Source organism: Leptospira meyeri (assembly GCF_004368965.1).
In the GTDB taxonomy this organism is placed as follows: domain Bacteria; phylum Spirochaetota; class Leptospiria; order Leptospirales; family Leptospiraceae; genus Leptospira_A; species Leptospira_A meyeri.
In genome coordinates this window covers 1344097-1366022 of the sequence record NZ_SORO01000001.1, presented here as the reverse complement: position 1 = coordinate 1366022, position 21926 = coordinate 1344097, and the positions used below count along the sequence as shown (strand labels likewise).

Sequence of the window (21926 nt, the reverse complement as noted above, 5' to 3'; positions counted from 1 at the left end):
ACAATGAAAATATTTCTGTATATACTTTATCCCTTTAGTTTGCTTTATCGATTTTTGTTTTGGTGGCAACAAAAGGGAATTAAATCCTTTCATCTACCTAATGTACTTGTTGTCAGTGTTGGTAACATTACTGTCGGTGGCACTGGCAAAACTCCTTTTGTCCAATATTTGGTTCATTTTTTTAAAGAAACTTACCCGGGTTATGCGATTACAATTTTATCTCGTGGTTATAAAGCAGAGAAAAGTAGGGACGGAGCCATTCTTCCCAATGAATCAGATCCAAAACTCTATGGTGATGAGCCAAGCCAACATAAGGAAGTTTTCCCGGATGTGCAGGTAATCATTGGTCGCGATAGAAAAAAAGCATTTTTAAATTACAACAAATTCCAATCTTCAAAACATATCGTGATTTTGGATGATGGGTTCCAACATAAAGCACTACATCGTGATTTTGACTTTGTTTTGTTGGATTCAAATTCTCCTTTTGGAAATGGATTTACAATCCCTTTAGGTTTTTTAAGAGAACCAATCCATCATCTTAAAAGAGCAGATGCAATTGTTTTTACTAAGCTAACTTCTAACCATCAGCAGAAGTTAAAGAAATATACGAATCTTTTAAATCACGCTGGAATTAATACTCCAGTTTTTCATTCTACATTTAAAGCTTCAATAAGCGAAGTGATCATTGACCAAAGTTTTTCGAAGAAATCTTACGAACCTAATTCGGATGGAAAATACTTTTTGGTAACTGGTGTTGGGAATCCGAACCATGTTTACTCAACGGCAAAGTTGACTTTGGATTCTGTTAGAATTCGTAAAAAGTTCTTCCCCGATCACTTTGAGTTCCATTCCGGTTCGTTAGAATCCTTAGTAGATGAAATTGAAGTGGGAGAGATCTTGGTAACTACCGAAAAAGATTGGGTTAAGATGCGGTCAAACCTCCCATTTGTCCAAACATTGGAAAAAAAGAAGATTCGGTTATTGTTAATTTTGATTCAAGTATGTGTAAATGAAGATCAAAAAATAAAATCTATGTTAGCTGCTCTCGTTTCCACATACGAAGCAAAAATCGATCAGGTCTCAAAGATTTAGAAATGGATTCTGAGGTTATACGCTCTTCTGCAAACATTTCGGAAACCAAAATTTCTGCAGCAAATAAGGCATGAGTAAGTCCTCTCGACCCAAGGCCATTCAGAATTCCTACTGATTCGAAATAAGGAACCTCCATTTGTTTTTTTCCATTTCTCAATACATTCTGGTATTTCACAGATAAATCTAGTTTTGAAATATTGGGTAATTTCCCAACGACTGGGTGTCTATCTTGTGATTGGGTGCGGTAACTGACTCTTGTTGGAAACAAACTCGGGTTTTGTGGTCCCCAAGGTTCAGAAAGATTTGGTAGTTTTTTTGACAGTTTTTGCCAGAGCAAAATAGACTCTTCTTCTCTCGGGGTTTCTTCAAGTTTGTATTCGTCAAATGTTGCACCTAATACCTGATAACCTTCGATTGCTGAAGTGATATAATCACCATAAAGAATTCCATGTGCATTGGTAGGGATTTGCTCTGGGAACTTTAGAATTTGTCCTCTCACCTTCTGTAAGGGTAGCCAATTCAAATGCGGATCGTCTGCAAATTGGTATCCTTGGCTAAGGAATAAGTAGTCGCAATGGATTTTTCCTTCTGAAGTTTGACAAATTATGTTCGTTTTATTTTCGGATTTTTCCCAGCTAAACAATGTACAAGAATACCTTGTTTCTGGATTGGAAATTCTTAGAATTTGTTTTGTTAGGTTCACAGGGGAAACCGATTTCCCCTGTGGGAAAAAAATTGCCGGTAAACCAGAATATGGTTCGATTTTTTCGCATCCTACGTGGACTGGGATTTGATGGGATTTGATTGCGTTCGAATAACGATCGTAAGTAGCCGGATTGTCCATTAAAAAATAAATACCATCTGCATGAGGGACAACTGATTTTAAATCGAAATCTTCCCAAACCGAAAGAAAATAATGAAAAGCTGCAAGTGAAAATTCTGACTCGGCTAGCCTGTGTTTTGTGAGGAAAGGATATACGACACCGATTGGATTTCCACTTGCATGGTGTGCTGGACCTGCTTCAGCATCGAGAAGAATGGTTTGGATATTCCTTTTTTTTAACGCTAAACAAATACTTGCACCAGAAATTCCAGCTCCCACTACTACGGCTATTTTCACTTTTGTGTTCATTTGGCTGATTCTAAATAACCTGAAATCATCTCTCGTTTGCGGCCAAATCCTTTTTTCTTTTCCACAACAAACCCAAGTTCGGTGAGACCTCTTCTTAGAAAACCAGCAGAGGAGAAAGTTGCTAGGCTAGTTCCTGGTTTGGACTTCTTTTTTACCCATCCTAATGTTTCTTGGGACCACATATCTGGATTTTTACCTGGTGAAAATCCGTCCAAATACCAAACATCAATTTCCGGAAATTGAGGGAGGCAATGTTTGATATCACCAAAAAATACTTTTAAATCAAAAAAACATTTAAGATTAGGATGCTTCCAAGTGTAAGTCCAGAGATTCCGGTCGTTGTCTTTTTGCCAAATTTCCAAAGCATTCTCATAAGATTGGATTAATTGATCGATCCAAAGAACTTTTTTCGGATAACTATAGTTTAACGAAAGGAGGACTTCCCTTGGTAGGGGGTAACCTTCTAAGCTAATGAACTCAGTCTGTCTAGGTTGATCCAACGAGTTCCATAATTCTAATGTTACGAAAAGATTGAGTCCTGATCCAAATCCTAACTCTCCAATTCGAAATTCGGATTTTCCTGTTTTTTCTAGTTTGGAGGCGACACTGTTCCCATCGAGGAATACGTAATTCGATTCTTCCCAACCACCTTCTTTGGAAAAGTATACATCATCAAATAACAAAGATATGGGGACTCCGTCTTTGAACTCGATGGTATTTTGGGGATTGTTTCTTTGATTGACTGGTTCCATCAGGATCTATCCCCATCTTCCGCGGCCCCGGTCGCACTGGAAACCGAATCTTTTTTTGCCATTGCTGTAAAAGGAAACTCACTTACTTTTTACACTCGGTTTCCTTAGAAACTCATTTGCAAAGGAAAGCTGGGACCTTTCGGTATCCGTTTTCAAAATTAAGTAACTAACCCAAAAGTCACCCGCAGAATAACCGACTTCCGACCCTAGTTCTCGTTTTAAAGAGAATTCAGCCCGACGTATCAAACTGACCCACTTTCCTTTGAAACCCATGCTCCAAAGAAAGTAGAATTCCCTTCACCTTCCTTTTCTTTAGTAACTCAGTTACCTTTGGTTTTCCATTCACTAACTACTTTCATCCAGATACTGAAAGTAAACTCTCTACTGAAAAGCCCCAATTGAAATCGCTAGATTTCCAAACCCACAGTTCTCTGAATTTATTATGTCTCATAAAAAAGACTTTCCAAAAGGAGGGTACTCTTCATATTTTTCCCAGGTTCGGGGGATATTCTATGGATTTTGTAAAAATCCGAGGCAAAGACTTACAAGACTGCATCATGCAGATGAAAATGAAATACGGTCCAGAGGCTCACCTCTATGACCAAAGGGTGATCACGGAAGGTGGGCTTTTTGGTACAGGGCTTATGGCCCAAAGAATGTATGAAATCGATGTAGGTGTTCCCGAAAAACAAAATTCCAAAGAGAGAATTGAACGCAAGTTAAAGGATCTCAAAGAACTCATCAAACAAAAGCAGAAAACAGAATCCCTTCCTGAATCTAGTCTTGTTGGAATTGGATCTAACCAATCTTCTGTTGGAAATTTCCCACTTCGCAAAAAAAATATCGATGCTGTCCGTCCTTTTTCTGAGCGCCGTCGTAGACAAAATCCTCCTGTTTACGAAATTGAAGCGGAAGAAGAAAGACCTGTTGGATTATCCATTTCCGAAGCAAAAGATTCCATGCTGGAAATGGCGACCCCACCGAAACAAAGACCACCAGAAAGACACCCACATATCCAAAGACTCATAGATCGTCTGTTAAATGAAGGAATGTCATTCAATTTTTTAGATGAAATGGCAATTGCTTTAGAACGTAGGTTATCTGCGGTGGATCTCACTCGTTATGCGAATGTAACCGAAAAGGCTGTAACCTATCTAGAGGAAAGAATCCAAATCGACTCTGATCTGTTTAGCGGAACTCCTCGCGGAAAACGAAAAGTGATTTTTTTTGTAGGACCGACCGGATCAGGAAAAACAACGTCCATCGCAAAACTCGCAGCAAAGTACAGTTTGCACATGGGTAAAAAAGTTTCCCTGTATACAACGGACAACTATCGGATTGCGGCCATCGATCAACTTAAGTTTTATGCAGATGCGATGGGTCTTCCGTTTTATGCTGCCAAAGATTTACGCAAATGGAAGGAAACCATTGTCCGCGACGGATCAGAACTGATCCTTGTCGACACGGCTGGTTATTCCCATAGGAAGTCTGAAAACCTAGAAAAACTTCAGGAATTCTACCAAGTTTTTGGGGAAAAGGATTATATTGAAACAGTCCTAGTGCTTTCCTCCACCGTGTCCAAAGACAACGCCTTGGCAGTGGCAAACGCCTATGAATCGGTCGGATATAAAAGAATTTTATTAACGAAGCTGGATGAAGCAGAATTTTTAGGTTCTGTAGTGGAATTAGCCGATACTATTCACAGGGAATTCGCATTCTTAAGTGTGGGCCAGGATGTTCCTTTTGATATCCTAAACGCCTCGAAAAAACTTCTTGCCGAATGTGTGATTTTTCCGGAAAAATTGAAAGGGATAGCGGGGGAGGTCTTCGAAAAGACCGTGTAACCAACTTCGTTATCCTTAAGACCTAGGGGTAACGATGGACCAAGCTGCAAATCTTAGAAAGCTCACTGAAACTGGTACTGGTTTAAAATTGGTTCAACCCCAGGACACAGTGAAAAAAACCAAAATCATTGCGGTTGCGTCTGGAAAAGGTGGGGTGGGAAAGAGTACTGTCTCCGTCAACCTCGCCATCTCGATCGCAAAAACAGGACTCAAAGTTTTAATCTTTGATGGTGACTTGGGTCTTGCGAACGTAAACGTCCTTCTTGGCATCATTCCTAAATACAATTTATACCATGTTGTAAAAGGTCATAAGTCTTTAAAAGACATTGTGATCTCTACCCCAGAGGGAGTCGATATCATCGCAGGTGCCTCTGGTTATTCTCAGCTTGCCAATCTCAACGAAACACAAAGAAATAATCTAATCAAAGGATTTGCAGAACTTGACCGTTACGATGTAATGATCATCGACACCGGTGCTGGAATCTCTGCCAACGTCATTGGTCTTGTGATGCCGGCAGATGAAGTGGTGGTGGTCACAACACCGGAACCAACTTCCATCACTGATTCGTATGGTCTCATCAAATCCATTGTTTCCCAATCTAAAGACAAAAATCTCAAAATCATCGTCAACCGAGTTCGTTCTGCAATAGAAGGAAAAAAAGTAGCGGACCGTGTCATCGATATCTCTGGTCAATTTTTAGAAGTCCAAGTGGAAAACTTGGGATTTATTTTCCAAGACGAAGAAGTAGAAAAATCAATTCGGGAACAAAAACCATTCATTATCGGAGCTCCTCGCTCTAAGGCAGCTGCTTGCCTCACAAGAGTTACTCACACCCTCTTACAAACCGAAGGTGGGTTTTCTGATGAAGAAGGACTTACCGGGTTCTTCAAAAAATTCTTTAGCTTTGTGGATTTCAAAGAAAAGGAAATGGATGAGAAGATGGAGGAAGACAACTAGGTGTTGGTCGGATTTGTACTGGGATTTGCGATTCTCGGAGCCATCATCAGTTCGGTTTGTGGGTTTCTTGTCGGGAATCGTCTCGGATATATCTTCTTTGTTTCTCTTATCTCCACTTTTGCCTTTGGCGGTTTAGGATTTGGAGTTTTTAGTGTCCTACAAAAGAAAGTCCCTGAATTTTTAGAGTTTCTATCTGCTTTCTCTATCGGAGGATTTGGTGGGGAAAGCCACTCAGATGACCTAGACCACGAACATGACGGGATGGAACCTTCTCGTTCCGAATCGATGGGTTCAGATGACTTTGGAGTCCAGCAGGTGGGGGATACGGCTATGGATGCGAAACTTGCAATGGCCAAGTCAGGAAAATTTGGAGATCACATCATAGTGGACAAAATTGCGATCAAAAACGAGCCAAAACTCATGGCAGAGGCCATTCGTACCATGATGGCGAAGGATGATACCCAAGAGGGCTGAAAAATTACGGTTTTTAGAGGACATAAGAAAAAATCCTCTTGTAATTTCCTCTTCTTTACGATTTTTTCTATAAAGTAAAGAGATTCCGTACTTCGGTTCCCTATGTCAAGATTGCTAGACAAATACAATCAGTTTGATGAGACAGATCTTTGGAAAAAATACCGCGTCACAAAGGATGCGGAAATCCGAAGTTACCTTGTTGAAAAATATTCACCTCTCGTCAAACACGTGGCAGGGCGGATTGCTATCGGTATGCCTCAAAATGTCGAGTTTGAAGACCTCGTCAGTTATGGCGTCTTTGGTCTGTTAGATGCTATTGAAAAATTTGACCCTTCCAGAGAAATTAAATTTAAAACATATGCGATGACCCGTATCCGTGGGTCCATCTTTGATGAACTTAGAAGTGTGGATTGGATCCCGCGTTCTATCCGTCAAAAAGCAAAACAACTAGAAAACATCATTGCCATGCTTGAGAACAAGGAAGGCAAAAAAGTGGATGATGAAGAGATCGCTAAAGAACTTGGCGTCTCCATGGAAGAATACAATTCACTCCTAGCTAAACTTTCAGGAACTTCTCTTGTTTCCTTGAATGATATTTGGTTTCTCGGTGATGAGAACGACGAGGTTTCCTTTATGGAGACTTTAGAGTCACCGATGAATATGAATCCAGACAATATCATCGAAAAAGAAGAAATCAAAAATGTGATTGTAGAAGCCATTCAGTCGCTACCGGAAAAAGAAAAGAAAGTAATAGTTCTCTATTATTATGAAGATCTCACTCTCAAAGAAATTGGTGAGGTTTTGGAAGTTACGGAATCAAGAATATCCCAACTTCATACAAAGGCAGTCGCAAGACTTCGTAGTAAACTCTCCAAAGTAAAATCCGCGATCCAGAAAAGGTAAACAGATATGTCTCTCTCTGAATTTCTTACAGAGGAACTGAAAGAGTTCGACCGTAAGGAAAAAGAACAAGTAGAAGTCATTGCTGATACAATCGAAGAGTGTCTGGCAATCGCCTCACAGCACTTAGGTCGCAAAGTTCATGAAATCGATTATACTGTTTTAAAAAGAGGAAAGAAGTCTCTATTCTTTTCGGAACCTTATCATATTCGTGCTTCCATCATTCCTGACGATTTATTATTAGATGAATTGAGTTTACTCGATGAACATCTAACGGGTGGTAGTGGGAAATTAGTTTCCAAAGACTTAAAAGAACTCGTAACTCCTAAAAATAAAGATGGACGAGTCACGGTAAAAATTTATAGAACGGGTGTATTTTTAACAGTTTACCCTCCTTCTGGGGAAGGTTTGGAAATGACAATGGCTGATGTTTCCAAAAGGCTTTCCTTTCGCGGAATCGCAGGTGTTGACCAAACATTGATCAATAAAATCCTCAAAGAAAAAAAAGGGGAACCTGCTCTTATCTCCAATCAAAAACCAAAGGCCGGAAACGATTCTAGTTGCAACGTAGAAATCGCCCAAGAAAACATGCGGGCATTTGTAACAGTGTTTCCACCAAGGCCTGGTGGACGTGATTTAGAAGTATCTGACATAGTTGCAGCTCTCAAAGGAATGGGAGTGGCATACGGACTCAAAGAAGACGAAATTCGTAAAAATCTAGATGAAGATGTTGTGAACAAACCTTTTATTGGGGCTGAAGGTGATTTCCCTGTAAATGGTAAAAATGCGGAAATCAAATACTATGTTCGCACAGAAAAGAAAATCAACTTCAAAGAAGACCAATCAGGTCGAGTCGATTACAAAGACTTAGATATGATTGAAAACGTTGTCGTGGGACAACTGTTAGCTGAAAAACTTCCGGCAGAAAAAGGAAAGTTTGGTCGCAATTTATTTGGAATGGTTTTACCAGCCAAAGATGGTTTGGATACTGAACTCAAACAAGGAAAAGGAACCATTCTATCGGAAGACAAAATGCGTCTTACCGCTGAGGTCAATGGACAGGTGTTATATGCTGCTGGTAGACTTTCTGTAGAAACCGTTTACCGAATCAACGGAGACGTGGGTGTTCGTACGGGTAACGTTACCTTCCTTGGTTCCATCATCATCACAGGAAATGTGGAAGACAATTATTCTGTCAAAGCGGCTGGTAATATTGAAATTTATGGAACGGTCCAAAAAGCGATCGTCGAAGCGGATGGAGACATCATTGTCCGCCAAGGGGTAACTGGAAGAGAAGAGGCAAGGGTAGAGTCTACTGGTGGAAACATTGTTGCAAAATTCATCCAGAACGCCACTTGCATTACGGAAAAAGACATTGTGGTCCAAGAGGGAATTTTACATTCCCATTTGATGGCTGGTGGAAAAATTTCCTGTAAAGGAAAACGGGGCCAGATTGTGGGAGGAACCATCCAAGCCGCCCAACTCATCTCTGCCAAAATCATCGGCTCCCAAGCCAACCCACAAACCGACCTCATTGTGGGGAACAACCCCAAGATCCTGAAACAGATCCAGGAATATGAAGAGAAACGAAAAGAGAACCAGGACAAACTGGACCAACTCACAAAGACCATGCGCACTCTCAAAGCAAGAAAGGAAGCTGACCCAGCCAGTTTTACCGCTGAACAGGATGCCCATTTGCAGAAATTAGAAGCAGGGACCAAAAAGCTCGAAAAACGCATTGCCGAGGCTGGGAAGGACATCCAAACCCTCACCGAATACATGGACGAACAGGCTGCCAGTGGTCGTATTTCGGTCGAGAAGACCATTTTCCCGGGTGTTACTATTCGCATCCGCAATGCAGAGTTCAAACTCCGCCACGAGACCAAGGCAAAAACTTTCTACGAAGAAGAATCCCAGGTCCGCAGTGCGCCATATGAAGATCCAGACGAAACGAAAAATGACTGGAGAAAAAAGAGAGGGCGTGGTAAGTCTAAGAATTAAGAGGGTTCCCGATGATTCTAAACGAAAACTTCGCGAGTATCGCCCACCACTACGATTTTGCACGTAGGGCACAGGCTGAGAATCCTTTTACCCACCAAAACCAAGTGGTGGAATTGCAAAAGGTTGTGATCCAAACCCAAAATAGAGCCCAAACGGTTCCAGAGACAAAGTCAGGTAACCAGGGTTCGGCGACGAAACCGAAACAAGACAAAGAAAATTCGGTTCACGCTTATTCAAAGGAAGGAGTCATTTATGATCGTCCTAGTTTTGAAAGAGGATCTCGTTTTGATTTAAAAGCTTAAAGCACTCACTCCGGAATGTTGTTGGAAATGTTCTGTAGGAGAGCGGCATGGAACTCTTTTCTCTCGTTTTAATCAATTTACTATTTTGTGGGATGATGTATGTTTTCATTTCTGCAAAGGTTCAAAAAGCAGTCGCGGAATATTACGATAAAAAATTAAACCGAGCCATTGATATGGCCACGGCAGAAACTATCCGTGAATTGGATGCCACAGTTGCGGTTATCGAATCAAAAATGGTAGCCCTTCGTTCTATGATGGAAAAAGGGGAAGTGCTTGTAAAAGAATTCAAACATTACCAGTCTTCTGGTCTTTCCATGAAATCAGAGTTAGTTCCTGAACCTCAACTGGAAGAAGAGTCAACCCTCGATATCAAAGAACAGAGAACAGGAATTGGAAAAATTTACCAGTCTAACCAAATTCCCGTTCCTAGTGATGATGTGGAAACAACAGAAGGGGCAGTGAACCAAGCCTTTGGAAAACTAGGTAAAGCAGTCAAAGGGATTTTTGGTATGGAACAAATCAATTCCCCATCAAACGAAGCCATGGATAATTTAGAGGTCCCAACATTCCAACCTAAGATGAATTATACGGTAGGTGGAAATCCTTTTGCAGAAGAAAAACCAACGGACTTGATTCGTAACGAACTTACCCAAGGTCAGAAAAAAAGAGATTTTTTAAACGAAGTTTCAAAAGCAAATGATCCGAGTTTTGCTTCTTATCAAAAAATGAATTTAGATAAAGTGGATCTTTCCATTGAATCGGCTTTGGAAGAACTCCCAATTTCCGCAACAAAGATTGATAAAGTCGTTCATCTGATCAAAAAAGGATACAAACATGATGAAATTTCAGAAGCCATGAATATCGGCATTCATGAAATTCATTTAATAGAAACGATTCGACTTGATCGATCTAGAAGAATCTAAAAATATGTTTCCATGTCTTCGTTTCCGATACTCAATGTTGGTTTTTCTAATGTAGTATTTGTATCGAAAATTCTTACGATCCTTCAGGCTGATTCTGCTGGAGCCAAAAGACTTCGTTCTGAGGCCAAATCAGAGAGTCGTTTGATTGATGCCACTAGTGGACGTAAGACAAGGTCTGTCCTCGTTTTGGATTCTGGCCATATCCTTCTCTCAGCCATTCGCCCAGAAAGTTTGTCCAAAAGACTAGAATCTGGGGACAACCACATTGGTGAGGGAGAGGAGGACCAAGAAGATTGAACGTTCGTCCTAATTTGTACATCATCTCTTCCGTGGCAGGAGGTGGAAAGTCGACTATCATCGCTGCTCTCCTCAAAGAATTTCCTGATTTTTATTTTTCCGTTTCTTGTACCACTAGGGAACCAAGACCGGGAGATGTGGAAGGTAAAACATATTATTTTTTATCTACCGAAGAATTTCGAAAACGAATTGCAGAAGGGCAATTTTATGAATGGGCGGAAGTACATGGAAATTATTATGGTACGCCAAAGGGTCCGATTATAGAGGCCATCCGTGACCACCGTGTTGCACTTTTGGATTTGGATGTGCAAGGTGCCAAGTCAGTGAAAGACCTCCGCCCCGAATCTGTTACAATCTTTATTGAACCTCCGAGTCGAGAGATTTGGATTGAGCGATTGATTCGTAGAGGAACCGATTCCCAAACGAGTATTGAACGACGGATTGAAAATGGGATTCGGGAATTAGACGAGGCACCAAACTTTGATTATGTGGTTGTGAACGATCAATTGGAAGACGCCATTCGAGATGTCAAATCCATCTTGTTTGGAACCAAAAAATAAATTTTAAAACTGAAAATTTAAAACCGTACCGAAATCAGTTTATCTTTTAAGACGACAGGATTCACTGTTAAAGGAACTGGTTCCTTGGTTAAGGTTCGTCGTTGTCCTCATCAATGCTTTTTCCATAGTTTGGAACATTTTTGGCTCCCGCATCCAACCACTTATTGGAAATCACTGATCTTCTTTCTGCAGGGAACAAAGTGAGTAGGTAAGTGGTAATGGTTTGTCTTCCATCTTCTTCCGCATCTCTATCCATTTGTTCAAACACTTCTATGATATCATAATCAGGCCAATTGATTAACATATCTCTTGCTGATTCAGGCGGCATGTTGGCAACTTTGTTTGCGAGAACTTTCACTTTTTCGGCTCGGGCATTGTCCTTTTTTTGTTTGTCCGCCATTTCTTTTTCTTTTCGTTGAATCCCTTCCTTGAGTTCTTCCAAACGTTCTTTATCAGCATGAAGGGAAGAAGATTTTTCTTCTAATTCCCGTTTCATTTGTTCTAGTTCTTCGCGGTCAGCAATTAGTCTTTCTTTTGCTTTTTCCATTTCTAATTTTTCAAGTTCGGTTGGAGAAAGAAGGTCTTGATTCACTAGCCCGGCTTGTTTTTTTAAGAAAGGTAAATAGTCTTCTGCATTGATGACTTGAAAGTAATCGAATACAAAAAAACCAATGGCGATTAAGAAAAAAATGAGAACAATTAAGAAGAACGATCTTGTGCTATCGGTTACACTTGCCATTATGATTTGCCTTGTCCTAGGTAATATTTTTCATAAAAATCACGAAGAGTTTTGAAGTCGGATGTGAGTTCATCACCTCCATCCTCTCGGTTCAGAATTTTAAAAGTTCTTGGAACTTTTTTAGATTTTGAAGGTCCAAAAATTTCTGTCGAATCGAATAATGATTGTTTGCTTAGCTGAAGATTAAATTCTTCGACTTCCCTTCGTTCTGCTCGATTTCGTTTTTTCTTCCATTCGGCAAATCGTTTTTCTTTTAAAACTTCGATTACCTTTTTGTTCATCCTAGCCACCATCACATCTTTACGAACCAAGTTCACTTCTTCGTTTTGTGCCTTGATCCGGTCTGTCAGTTCTTCATTTCGTTTTATGAGACCTTTGATGTATTGTTCGATAGAAAGATAATCGGAGAGACTTGTCCCCACTTTGGAGGAGGAAAGGATCGCTTCGTAGGAAGACTCGATTTCGCGTTCATTGGATTCTTTTTCCCCTATGAGCGCATTGAGTTTTGAGACAACATAAGAAAGTCGACGGATTTCTTCTTCTTCCCGCCAACCTCTTAATTTGAGGACTGTCTCTAAACTAAAACGAAATCGTTTCACACCTGTCTATTTCTTCGGTTCTGAATAATTTTTGTACTCTTTTTTACTCGTATTTTTAAAAAAATGAGTAAAACTTGCAATATTGTCCTATAAATACTTACATCTTTTGGCTTCGGCCAGCTTTCTTTTCTGCCTAACCACAGCACCATTGGTGGCATTCCCCCCGGCAGAGATCGTGAAGAAAAGCCAGGGAAATCCAGTTCACTTGGAAGGGGAATGGGATTTTTACCCTCATATTTTCCTTTCGGAATCGAAAGAACTTCCAAAAACAAATCTCAAAATTCAGGTTCCCGGGATTTGGAATTCCGCTCTTGGTTCAGGAAACGGGTTTGGGACTTACCGTTTGGTTTTAGAACCACCGGAAGGAACAAATTCTGATACAGTGTATGGAATCAAACTTGTGGATATGGCGACCGCTTCCCGAGTGTATTGGAATGGAAAACTTCTTGGTTCTTCTGGGGTGGTTTCGAAAAATCCGAAAGAATCTGAACCTTCCTACCAATTCCAGTTTTATCCGCTACCTTGGAAACAAGGACCTAACGAACTATTGGTGGAAATCTCTAATTACCATCATGACAAAGGAGGAATGTGGGAGCCACCTTATGTTGGTGAATGGAATAAACTTTTTAAAGCAAATGAAAAGGACCTTGCCTCCTCCTTATTTTTAGCGGGGGCGGTGTTTATCATTGCATTATACCATTTCGGGTTGTTTTATTTTCGACGTTCTGATAAAGGAAATTTATTATTTGGTTTTGCTGCTCTTTTATTGTCTCTAAGAACGTTGTTTACCGGAGAAAGATTTGGCTTCAATGAATTATCACCTTATATCAGTTGGAATTTTTGTCTTAGGCTTGAATACTTAACCTTTTATTTATCCCCTTATCTTTTTTTCGCCTTTTTTCGTGAATTTTATCCCAAATATTATCCGCGTTTGATGGATCGAATTCTCTTAATTCCTACTTTAATTTTTATTAGTTTTTTGTTGGTTTTGCCAACTACCGTATATACAAAGTTAAATGATTATTTCCAAATTGTATTTCTTGTCGGGGTCCTTTTGATATTACAAGGTGTATTCAGGGCTGTTATAAATAGAAAAGAAAGTAGTCTTTTGTTTGCTATCGGAATTATATCGGTGGCAATTGCTGCTTTTATTGACTTACTCAATGCCTATCAAGTTGTTTACACGATTGAAGCAGTCCCAATTGGAATTTTTGTATTTATTCTGGTGCAGTCCCTTACTTTATCTAGAAGGTTTAGTCGGGCATTTTTAGATGTTGAGTCATTGTCGAAAAGACTTCTTGTATTAGATAAATTAAAAGATGAATTTTTAGCTAACACATCGCATGAATTAAAAACACCATTAAATGGAATTATCGGAATCGCCGAATCAATGTTTGATGGAATTGGAGGAAAACTCAACCAAGAACAAAGACAAAATTTGGGAATGATTGTTAGTTCTGGGAAACGTTTGTCTTCGCTTGTAGATGATATTTTGGATTTTTCCAAAATGAAAAATAGGGATTTGGATTTGGATCTAAAGGCAATCGACCTCCATCAAATTTGTGATTTGGTTCTTGTGATTTCTCGTCCACTCTACGTAACAAAAAATCTAACAGTACGCAATCATGTACCAATGGATTTTCCGCCGATTTTGGGTGATGAAGCAAGGCTCCAACAAATTCTTTTTAATTTGATTGGGAATGCGATCAAATTTACTGAAAAAGGTAGGATCGATGTCTCTGCCGAAATTATGGAAAGGATGCTCGTCCTCTCCATTAAAGACACAGGAATAGGAATTCCAAAACAAAAATTTGCAGATATATTTAAATCCTTTGAGCAAGGAGATACTTCCACCACACGGAAGTTTGGTGGAACTGGCCTTGGCCTTGCAATTACCAAACGGTTAGTGGAATTACACGGCGGAACCATCTGGGTAGAATCGGTTGAAGGGGAGGGTTCTGTCTTTCGCTTCACACTTCCTTTGGCGAGGGAAGGGGAAATCCCTTTGGAAAAACCTCCTCTGAATCAATCCGATTTATGGTTTGGGGGTGAATCTCCAGAATTTGAGCCAATTGAAGAAACAACGGAAGAATACGACGGTGAAAAAATCAAAGTACTCGTTGTAGATGATGAACCTATTAATAGACAAGTCCTCAAAAACCACCTAAAACTTATTGGTTGTGACGTACACGAGGCTTCGAATGGAGGAGATGCCATTCGTATGGTTCGGGATGATGGTCCCTTCGAGTTGATGTTACTCGATATAATGATGCCAGGTATGAGCGGATACGATGTTTGTACAGTTTTACGTGAGTCATATTCATTATACCAACTTCCGATTTTATTTCTGACTGCTAAAAACCAGATTACCGACATCATTGCTTCCTTAGAAGCTGGTGGTAATGATTATTTGGCAAAACCTTTTGACAAACGTGAGTTAGTCTCCAGGGCAAAGAACTTAATCACTCTAAAAAAAGCAGTCGAAGAGCAGAACAAATTCATTGCCTTTCAAAATGAATTGGGCCTTGCTCGGAAACTCCAAAGTTCCATCCTACCTGAAGAAGCGCCTAATATTCTTGGGATCAAAACAGAATTTTATTATGAACCAATGGAAAGTGTCGGTGGAGATTTTTTTGACTTCCATGCCATCTCCGATACGGAACTAGGAGTTTTGATTGCAGACGTTTCAGGACATGGAATTCCCGCGGCTCTCATCTCAGCTATGTTGAAGATTGCGTTTTCGACGCAGGTAAGGTTATCGAGAGAACCGGCGGGACTAATGACTCAAATCAATTCCACCTTACTTGGAAAAATGAAAGGTGCTTTTGTCACTGCTTCCTATATTTACATCAATCTCGAAACAAAAGAATTGGTCCATGCTCGGTGTGGACATCCTCCACTCATTATCAATCGGAAGGGAGAGCCTAAACCGAAACTGAGTCTTCCTCAAGGAAAACTAATTGGATGGATTCCTGAGTTAGACATCCAAGAAGATCATCTGTCTTTGAAAGCGGGAGATCGAATTGTTTTGTACACAGATGGAATTACAGAAGCTACCAATGCAGACAAAGAAATGATCGGTCAGGAAAATTGGGAAAGTATCGTACAAAGATACAGTGGTTATCCTATTTCAGAATCCAAACGTTTGTTACTTGAAAGAATTAAAGAATTCACTGGAAATCGTTCTCCTGATGATGATGTGACTTTAGTGATTTTGGAAATCGAATAATCTAAAAATCGTCTTCTGTGCGGGTTGCAGATTGTAGAATTTTCGCAAGTCGATTGGTTGCATCGTTGTAAGTTGATTTTTCTTCTATCCTCTGTCTTAAATAATCATCAATTTGTGATTTTTTATCTATTGCCATGTCTACCTTTTCGTCGGCTCCACGAACATAGGCATTGAGTAAAATGATGTCTTCAGAGTTTTTATATTTAGAGATTAGTTCACGAACAATGGAGGAGCGCATGTAATGGTCTTCGTTCACAATTTTTTGCATAAGCCGAGAAAGAGAAGCCGGAACATCGATGGCAGGATAATGACTTTGTTCTGCTAATTTACGTGTGAGTACAATATGTCCGTCAATAAATCCCCTGACTTTATCGGCAACAATATCATCCATATCATCTTCTGCATCGGTCAACACAGTATAAAATCCCGTGATAGAGCCTCCGTTATGTGATGTCCCGGCTCGTTCTACAAGTTTTGCCATTTTGGTAAACACACTGGATGCATATCCTTTGGTTACCACTGGTTCTCCAATGGAAAGTTCTCTGAGTGCTTCCGCATAACGTGTGAGAGAGTCCATGTATAAATTGACAGACATTCCTTTTTCGCGAAAATACTCAGCAGCGGAACATGCTAAATTGGCACAACTTACTTGTTCCATTTTGGAAGAATCAGAAGTCGCAACAAAAACAACTGATCTGGCGAGGGCTTCCTTTCCAAGTTCCACATGTAAAAACTCATTTACCTCTCGACCTCTTTCTCCAATTAGTGCCACCACGTTTACATCTGCATTCGTATAACGAGCGATCATCCCGAGTAAACTCGACTTACCCACACCAGAACCGGAAAAAATTCCAATCCTTTGTCCGCGGCCTACTGTTAACATACCATCAATGGCTCTGACGCCTGTTTCTAAAATTTCAGTGATGGGAGGTCTATCCAGTGGATTTAGAAATCTTGGTTCCGATGCTCTTTCTTCTTTAGTGATTAGAATTCCTTTGCTATCGATGGGTTTGCCAAGGCCATTTAACACGCGTCCTAAAAGTTCTGGACCTGCATTGAGAGTGATTTGTCGTCCGGATGAAAATACAAATGCATGGGGAAAAATTTCTTGTGTATCGCCTAGCGGCATTAAGGTGTAAAGGTGATCTTTAAATCCAACCAAAACGCAAGCCAAATATCCTTTGTCCGAACCACGTTCGACTTCTAAAATCTCACCCACCTTTGAATCGGGGGGACCTTGCGAATAAATGACATTGCCCACTACGGATACAACGACCCCACTTTTGCGAATGGGCTCAATTTTTTCGACGACATTCAAATATTTCGAAATGGCATCGATATGTTCCGTAAATTTCTTTTCGATCATGGGGGCTTTTCACTCATCCAATCATGTGACATAATTAAATCAAGCGAATTGAGGATGGGAAAAACGGTTCAGGTGGATTCACCTTGTGTTTAATGGAGGCGGAACCTGCCGAAGCTCCTTTGGAATCGGAGCCTCGGGTTTCGTTAGAACCTGGAAGGCCTGGGTTCGTTTTGATCTAGCGACAGAGTTTGATTTGATCGATATTGGAAATTTGGCGAGGAATGGGTAATTTTTTTCCCAGGAGGATATTTCCACCTTCACCGAGTTTTGCTGATTCGTAGGCCCATTTTCCGAAGTTTGTGGAGACCGTAAAACAGTCGGGGAAAGATTTGGTTTCTTCAATACCAGATCCGTTCCATAAAAGAATTCGGTCCGGGGTTCGGAGATAGAGTTTTTTTCCATCTTCTCCCCAACGAATTCCGTAGAGTGGGAGGGCGGTCCAGAAGTTGATCGGAAAACTTTGGATTTTTTTATCCGAGAGTTGGATGATGTTGAGTTCAAATTCAGAAAACTCACCTTCATTTGTGGGGCTTGCTGTCACAAGAGCCACTAAGTTGCCGTTAGGGGAAGGTGCCATTTGGAAAATGATTCTTTTTTCTGGAGATGCCGGATAGGAAAAGGCACCACCCGATTCTGGATAAAGGGATAAAGTTTGGTTTAACGTTCCATACTCATCATCTTTTCCATATAACACAAATAATGTGGACGAACCAGTGTGATAAAAAATTCCATCACCCAGTGCCCAAGAAGGTAAGTCCCATTCTTTGATGGTTTTCCCACCAGTGGCAGAGTTTTTCACCAATTTGATTTTGCTTTTGTAATTTCGTTTGTCGGTGGTTCCGTTTAAAGGGTTCCAAGAATCCTTTTCCTCGTATGTGACAGTGAGAAGCAAGTTTGTGTTTGGATCGTTGCTAGGAGAGATTTCTTCAGCCAATTGTGCTTGGCGCCAGACCATTTGAGAACATCCAATTAGGGTTAGGGCTAAAACTGGGAGGAGGAACTTCATGACAAAAAGGATAAAGGGGAGAAATGGTCTGTAAACAAAAAAGGGGACCAAAGTCCCCTCTTAGTTAGAAAAATGCAGCGAAAGGTTTATTTTCCTTTTTTTGCTTTTGCTTTTTCTTTGTTTTTTTGGTCAATTTCAGCTCTGTGAGTGTCACAAAGTCTGTAAAGGATTCCAGTTACCGGGTTTTTACGAGTTACTTTGGTTCCACAAACGATGCAAAGACCTTGAGCTCTTCTTCTTTTGTAGAGTTGTTGTACTCTTTCAGCTCCGGAAGCTTTGTATTTAGAAATTTGAATTCTGAATCCTTTGAAAAGGTAATTTCCAATGGATTTTTCAGGATCTTTTTTCAAATCCTCTGCAATTTTGTCGATTTGTCCTGGGCCTACTTTTTGTGGTTCCATAGCTTTCTTTTCCTTTAAATCTAAGTTTTATCTTTTTTTTGACGAGGGAAATTCCCTTGCCCTAACAAGGGTATCTCTCTCCTCTCTGAAAAATTCAAGATATTTTTTTCATCGAATAACAATTTTTTGATGTTTTGCGGTGTTTTATTTTTCTAAAACGATTGATAGGCGATCGCTATTGTTTTTTGAATTTGATTTGAATTGCTTTTGGAAAACTGGGACAAGATTCAACACATAGCCCACAACCTGTACAAGATGATGATACAAAAGTCGGCAAATTCCCTTTAAATTTGACTGTTTTTTCGATAGGACAAGTATTTAAACAAACTTCGCAAGTAGTTTCACCTGTTTTTTCGTTAATACAATGTTCTGTGATGGCCTTCGCCTTACCGAAATTTGGTTTTTCACCGGACAAATTGTACGGTAGGAGTGCTTCCTCAGGACAAACACTAATGCAGGGCCAGTCGGAACACATGTGACAGGCTTTTGCGTTGGGATCAAAATGAGGGTAGGACTTTTCCGATTCTTGTGCTGTAACAGGAAATAAGACGGCATAAGGACAGGCAAAAATACATTCATTACAACCCGTACAAAGGGAAAAAAAATCAGGAGATGCTCCCGGAGGTAGGGCGAGAGTCTGGAACATTTTTGTTTTTCGTTTCCGGACAATTGTTGGCTTTGTTATCGACTTTCGTTTGTCAGATGGTCTTTTGGAAGTTCTTGAAGATTTTTTTTGGTGAGTTTTTTCATCCTCCCAAACTTCTTTTATGGCTTCAGTAATTTCGTCCGCTTTCGTGAAGGTAAACTGGAAAACCGATTTAAAACCTTCTCGGAAAAGATCCTTTCGTTTCATCTAATCAGAAACTCTTTCGATTTGAGCACCCAAAGATCGCAAACGGGTATCAATCGATTCAAAACCTCTATCAATTTGAACAATGTTATGAATTTCACTTTGTCCTTCCGCACAAAGGGCAGCAATGATCATGGCCATCCCAGCTCGGATATCAGGGCTTGCAACTCTTTGGCCATACAAACGATTGGCCCCAATCACAATGGCTCTATGTGGATCACATAGAATGATTTGAGCACCCATTGCGATGATGTTGTCTACAAAGAAGAGTCTAGATTCAAAAAGTTTTTCGTGGATGAGAACAGTCCCCTTACATTGAGTTGCTGTAACTAATGCCACCGAAGTCATGTCAGCTGGAAATCCAGGCCAAGGTGCATCATCAATTTTGGGTGTGGCACCGTGGTAGTCGGGAATGATTTCCAATTTTTGGTCGGAAGGAACAAGGATTCCATTTTCAGTAGGCCTTACTTCAATTCCTAAACGAGAATAGACCATTCGGATCATACGAATGTCTTCTAAGTTGACATCAGTGATGTGGATTTCGCCACCCGTTACAGCAGCAAGGCTGATAAATGAACCAATTTCTAAATAGTCCGATCCAATTCTATGTCGGAGTCCGCCCGCAGGGGACTGGAGAGAACTAACACCTGTGATGGTTAGGTGGTTTGTCCCTACACCGTCAATTTTGGCACCAGCGGCAATTAAAAATCGACAAAGGCCTTGGACATGGGGTTCAGACGCAGCGTTACGAATCGTTGTTAGGCCCTCTGCATAAACAGCGGCCATCACTGCATTTTCTGTAGCTGTGACCGATGCTTCATCTAATAAAATGTCTTTTCCAACCAAACGATCGGCAGTGATCATATACCCATCAGGGAATACTTCAATTTTGGCACCAAGGGCCTCTAAAGCAAGTAAGTGGGTGTCCATCCGACGTCGGCCAATTTTGTCTCCCCCAGGTTTTGGAAGGAAAACTCTGCCAGTGCGTGCCAGGATGGGACCTGCGAGAGTGACTGCTCCTCTTAGTTGCGAACAAAGTTCGTAGGGAAGATCCGATTTCACTGGATTTTTTTTCTGAAAGAGGTATGATCCTTTTGTATCAAGGGCAGTGATTTCCACTCCAATTTGGCGGAGGACTTCCATGAGTTTCAGGACATCGGCAATTTCCGGTAAGTTGTCCAGGATGACATCTCCTTCCCAAAGAAGGAGGGCTCCCAGAAGCGGGAGTGCTTCGTTCTTATTTCCTTGGGGAACTACTGTCCCGTTGAGAGGATTTTTGCCGATAATTTTGAAGTAGGATGAACTCACCTTGCTTCCATTCGACACAATACGGATATGAGGAAAAGTAAATTATGAATTTTATAGCACAAGTCGTTTGGATTTTTCCCAAATTTGATACGATCTACCTCTTTTACATCTTTTTAATGGGTGTTGCCGCCTTTATTTACGTGAAGGTGATGAATTATTTGCAAAACAAACAATCCAGTGTTGTCAACCATTGGGTAGAATTCCAACGGTATGCCGTGGCAAGAAAATGCAACCAAGTGGAGTTGAACATCCTCCATTCTTTTTATGATCACCTAAATGAAGATGAACGTGAAATTTATCTTCTGCCTGAAAACAGAAACAAATTAAAAAATGCACTTTATCGATATTTTTTAAAATCAAATGCTAATACAACTGAGAAAGAAGTAGATCTTTTTGATAAACTGTTCCGGTCCGGGGTAGAATTCAAAAAAGAGATTCTTTCCTTGAATGAATTAACAGTAGGGGAAGTGGCAGCTTTAGAAGCAGATGGAAGAGAAGAACTTACCTATGTCATGCAAAAAACTACGGATGAACTCCTACTTTCCATGAAGGGACTTTCCAAAGATTTGTTAGTCCCAGGTAAGGAAGCAAAACTATATGTGTTCAGACCAAGTAGCGGTGGTTATCTGTTAGAAGGAAAAGTAGTTCGAACCAATGAAAGTGGTATGATCTTCCATTTTAATGGAAAAATTGAAAGGAAGGGTGAGTCACATTTAATGTTAACAGACAAACTTTCCATCACTGTTGCGCCTTGGCCCCCACCTGATGAAAAAAAACAAGTTTTGGAATTGGATAAAAATAAACTTCTATTAACGGAAGAAAATATTGATAAACAATTAGAAGTTTTGAAACGAATTGCCAAAGACCAAAAAGAAAATAACGAAAAACGTTTTGATATTAAGGAAACACCAAGACCTTTTATTACTCTTTCGGAAAGACTTTCTGATCGAGGGATTTTGTTTACTTTTCCTGTGGAGATTTCACCGGAAATTTGGAAACAACAAGACCTTTGGGAGGTAAGTTTCGGTTTTGATAATGGACCTATGTTCCATATTCGAGCAAAGATGATGCCCACCAAACAAAAGTCAGATTTGTATCTTCTTCGTTATGTGGATGCTGATGAAACTGTGCGGAAAACTTTATATGAAGAAATCCGCAAACGAGGTGGTATCAGAGAAGTATTGTCTTAAGAA

21 protein-coding genes are annotated in these 21926 nt (G+C 40.3%); 12 read left to right on the top strand and 9 right to left on the bottom strand.

What is annotated here, in order from left to right; genetic code table 11:
• Positions 1-3: 3 nt before the first annotated feature.
• On the top strand, positions 4-1092 hold the full coding sequence (gene lpxK / locus CLV96_RS06360) for a tetraacyldisaccharide 4'-kinase (RefSeq protein ID WP_040917287.1): 1089 nt from the start codon (positions 4-6) through the stop codon (positions 1090-1092).
• On the opposite strand, the gene mnmC1 is transcribed toward lpxK, so the two are convergent.
• Together mnmC1 and mnmC2 are read right to left on the bottom strand one after the other, a co-directional pair.
• Positions 1031-2224, bottom strand: a complete 1194-nt coding sequence (gene mnmC1, locus CLV96_RS06355) for an FAD-dependent 5-carboxymethylaminomethyl-2-thiouridine(34) oxidoreductase MnmC1 (RefSeq protein WP_004785524.1) — start codon at positions 2222-2224, stop codon at positions 1031-1033. The genes lpxK and mnmC1 overlap by 62 nt on opposite strands.
• The gene (gene mnmC2 / locus CLV96_RS06350) at positions 2221-2976 is read right to left on the bottom strand and encodes a tRNA (5-methylaminomethyl-2-thiouridine)(34)-methyltransferase MnmC2 (RefSeq protein ID WP_004787577.1); all 756 of its coding nucleotides are present in this window, start codon (positions 2974-2976) and stop codon (positions 2221-2223) included. The genes mnmC1 and mnmC2 overlap by 4 nt, the downstream gene beginning before the upstream one ends.
• Before the next feature lie 512 nt (positions 2977-3488).
• Here mnmC2 and flhF point away from each other — a divergent pair.
• The 9 genes from flhF (at position 3489) to CLV96_RS06300 (ending at position 11235) form a co-directional block, all read left to right on the top strand.
• Positions 3489-4820 (top strand): flagellar biosynthesis GTPase FlhF, encoded by a 1332-nt coding sequence (flhF, locus tag CLV96_RS06340; protein ID WP_004787576.1) that lies wholly within the window; start codon positions 3489-3491, stop codon positions 4818-4820.
• 34 nt (positions 4821-4854) lie between these two features.
• Positions 4855-5778 (top strand): MinD/ParA family protein, encoded by a 924-nt coding sequence (locus CLV96_RS06335; protein WP_004786626.1) that lies wholly within the window; start codon positions 4855-4857, stop codon positions 5776-5778.
• A complete protein-coding gene (locus CLV96_RS06330) occupies positions 5779-6252 on the top strand; it encodes a hypothetical protein (RefSeq protein ID WP_004786093.1) in 474 nt (157 codons plus the stop codon).
• A 102-nt stretch (positions 6253-6354) separates the two neighbouring features.
• On the top strand, positions 6355-7155 hold the full coding sequence (whiG, locus tag CLV96_RS06325; RefSeq protein WP_004785020.1) for an RNA polymerase sigma factor WhiG: 801 nt from the start codon (positions 6355-6357) through the stop codon (positions 7153-7155).
• Positions 7156-7161: 6 nt separating this feature from the next.
• Complete coding sequence (locus CLV96_RS06320; RefSeq protein WP_004787150.1) at positions 7162-9153, top strand: FapA family protein; 1992 nt, start codon at positions 7162-7164, stop codon at positions 9151-9153.
• A gap of 11 nt (positions 9154-9164) precedes the next feature.
• A complete protein-coding gene (locus tag CLV96_RS06315; RefSeq protein ID WP_004786105.1) occupies positions 9165-9455 on the top strand; it encodes a hypothetical protein in 291 nt (96 codons plus the stop codon).
• Between the two features lie 47 nt (positions 9456-9502).
• A complete protein-coding gene (locus CLV96_RS06310) occupies positions 9503-10378 on the top strand; it encodes a hypothetical protein (RefSeq protein ID WP_004784976.1) in 876 nt (291 codons plus the stop codon).
• Between the two features lie 12 nt (positions 10379-10390).
• Complete coding sequence (locus CLV96_RS06305; RefSeq protein WP_004787375.1) at positions 10391-10675, top strand: DUF370 domain-containing protein; 285 nt, start codon at positions 10391-10393, stop codon at positions 10673-10675.
• Positions 10672-11235, top strand: a complete 564-nt coding sequence (locus tag CLV96_RS06300; protein WP_004785244.1) for a guanylate kinase — start codon at positions 10672-10674, stop codon at positions 11233-11235. The genes CLV96_RS06305 and CLV96_RS06300 overlap by 4 nt, the downstream gene beginning before the upstream one ends.
• Positions 11236-11323: 88 nt before the next feature.
• On the opposite strand, the gene CLV96_RS06295 is transcribed toward CLV96_RS06300, so the two are convergent.
• Both CLV96_RS06295 and fliJ read right to left on the bottom strand, forming a co-directional pair.
• On the bottom strand, positions 11324-11974 hold the full coding sequence (locus tag CLV96_RS06295; protein WP_004784221.1) for a periplasmic-type flagellar collar protein FlbB: 651 nt from the start codon (positions 11972-11974) through the stop codon (positions 11324-11326).
• Positions 11974-12573, bottom strand: coding sequence for a flagellar export protein FliJ (gene fliJ / locus CLV96_RS06290; RefSeq protein WP_004785447.1), 600 nt, complete (start codon positions 12571-12573; stop codon positions 11974-11976). Before fliJ ends, CLV96_RS06295 begins: the two co-directional genes overlap by 1 nt.
• 175 nt (positions 12574-12748) lie before the next feature.
• Between fliJ and CLV96_RS06285 the strand changes: the two genes are divergently transcribed.
• A complete protein-coding gene (locus CLV96_RS06285; RefSeq protein WP_243836422.1) occupies positions 12749-15802 on the top strand; it encodes a SpoIIE family protein phosphatase in 3054 nt (1017 codons plus the stop codon).
• Position 15803: 1 nt separating this feature from the next.
• Here the strand turns inward: CLV96_RS06285 and CLV96_RS06280 are convergent, their stop codons facing one another.
• From CLV96_RS06280 to murA, 5 genes are all read right to left on the bottom strand, one after another.
• Positions 15804-17168, bottom strand: a complete 1365-nt coding sequence (locus tag CLV96_RS06280) for a FliI/YscN family ATPase (RefSeq protein ID WP_004787515.1) — start codon at positions 17166-17168, stop codon at positions 15804-15806.
• 175 nt (positions 17169-17343) lie between these two features.
• Entirely contained in the window at positions 17344-18123 is a 780-nt protein-coding gene (locus tag CLV96_RS06275) for a hypothetical protein (RefSeq protein WP_004786710.1), read from the bottom strand.
• Positions 18124-18260: 137 nt separating this feature from the next.
• Entirely contained in the window at positions 18261-18575 is a 315-nt protein-coding gene (locus tag CLV96_RS06270; protein WP_002973161.1) for an LIC10235 family protein, read from the bottom strand.
• A gap of 175 nt (positions 18576-18750) precedes the next feature.
• Positions 18751-19428, bottom strand: coding sequence for a 4Fe-4S dicluster domain-containing protein (locus tag CLV96_RS06265; protein WP_004787306.1), 678 nt, complete (start codon positions 19426-19428; stop codon positions 18751-18753).
• On the bottom strand, positions 19429-20733 hold the full coding sequence (murA, locus tag CLV96_RS06260) for a UDP-N-acetylglucosamine 1-carboxyvinyltransferase (RefSeq protein ID WP_004787497.1): 1305 nt from the start codon (positions 20731-20733) through the stop codon (positions 19429-19431).
• A 44-nt stretch (positions 20734-20777) separates the two neighbouring features.
• Here murA and CLV96_RS06255 point away from each other — a divergent pair, with 44 nt between their 5' ends.
• Positions 20778-21923 (top strand): hypothetical protein, encoded by a 1146-nt coding sequence (locus CLV96_RS06255; RefSeq protein WP_004785479.1) that lies wholly within the window; start codon positions 20778-20780, stop codon positions 21921-21923.
• The last annotated feature ends 3 nt before the right edge of the window (positions 21924-21926 follow it).

Excerpts from the sequence above, each read along its gene's own strand:
- CLV96_RS06275 (WP_004786710.1), bottom strand. The coding sequence starts at position 18,123 with ATGGTCTGGCGCCAAGCACAATTGGCTGAAGAAATCTCTCCTAGCAAC.
- whiG (WP_004785020.1), top strand. The coding sequence starts at position 6,355 with ATGTCAAGATTGCTAGACAAATACAATCAGTTTGATGAGACAGATCTT.
- mnmC1 (WP_004785524.1), bottom strand. The coding sequence starts at position 2,224 with ATGAACACAAAAGTGAAAATAGCCGTAGTAGTGGGAGCTGGAATTTCT.
- lpxK (WP_040917287.1), top strand. The coding sequence starts at position 4 with ATGAAAATATTTCTGTATATACTTTATCCCTTTAGTTTGCTTTATCGA.
- CLV96_RS06255 (WP_004785479.1), top strand. The coding sequence starts at position 20,778 with ATGAATTTTATAGCACAAGTCGTTTGGATTTTTCCCAAATTTGATACG.
- CLV96_RS06295 (WP_004784221.1), bottom strand. The coding sequence starts at position 11,974 with ATGGCAAGTGTAACCGATAGCACAAGATCGTTCTTCTTAATTGTTCTC.
- CLV96_RS06335 (WP_004786626.1), top strand. The coding sequence starts at position 4,855 with ATGGACCAAGCTGCAAATCTTAGAAAGCTCACTGAAACTGGTACTGGT.
- CLV96_RS06280 (WP_004787515.1), bottom strand. The coding sequence starts at position 17,168 with ATGATCGAAAAGAAATTTACGGAACATATCGATGCCATTTCGAAATAT.
- CLV96_RS06270 (WP_002973161.1), bottom strand. The coding sequence starts at position 18,575 with ATGGAACCACAAAAAGTAGGCCCAGGACAAATCGACAAAATTGCAGAG.
- flhF (WP_004787576.1), top strand. The coding sequence starts at position 3,489 with ATGGATTTTGTAAAAATCCGAGGCAAAGACTTACAAGACTGCATCATG.
- CLV96_RS06315 (WP_004786105.1), top strand. The coding sequence starts at position 9,165 with ATGATTCTAAACGAAAACTTCGCGAGTATCGCCCACCACTACGATTTT.
- CLV96_RS06320 (WP_004787150.1), top strand. The coding sequence starts at position 7,162 with ATGTCTCTCTCTGAATTTCTTACAGAGGAACTGAAAGAGTTCGACCGT.
- CLV96_RS06305 (WP_004787375.1), top strand. The coding sequence starts at position 10,391 with ATGTCTTCGTTTCCGATACTCAATGTTGGTTTTTCTAATGTAGTATTT.
- mnmC2 (WP_004787577.1), bottom strand. The coding sequence starts at position 2,976 with ATGGAACCAGTCAATCAAAGAAACAATCCCCAAAATACCATCGAGTTC.
- CLV96_RS06310 (WP_004784976.1), top strand. The coding sequence starts at position 9,503 with ATGGAACTCTTTTCTCTCGTTTTAATCAATTTACTATTTTGTGGGATG.
- CLV96_RS06265 (WP_004787306.1), bottom strand. The coding sequence starts at position 19,428 with ATGAAACGAAAGGATCTTTTCCGAGAAGGTTTTAAATCGGTTTTCCAG.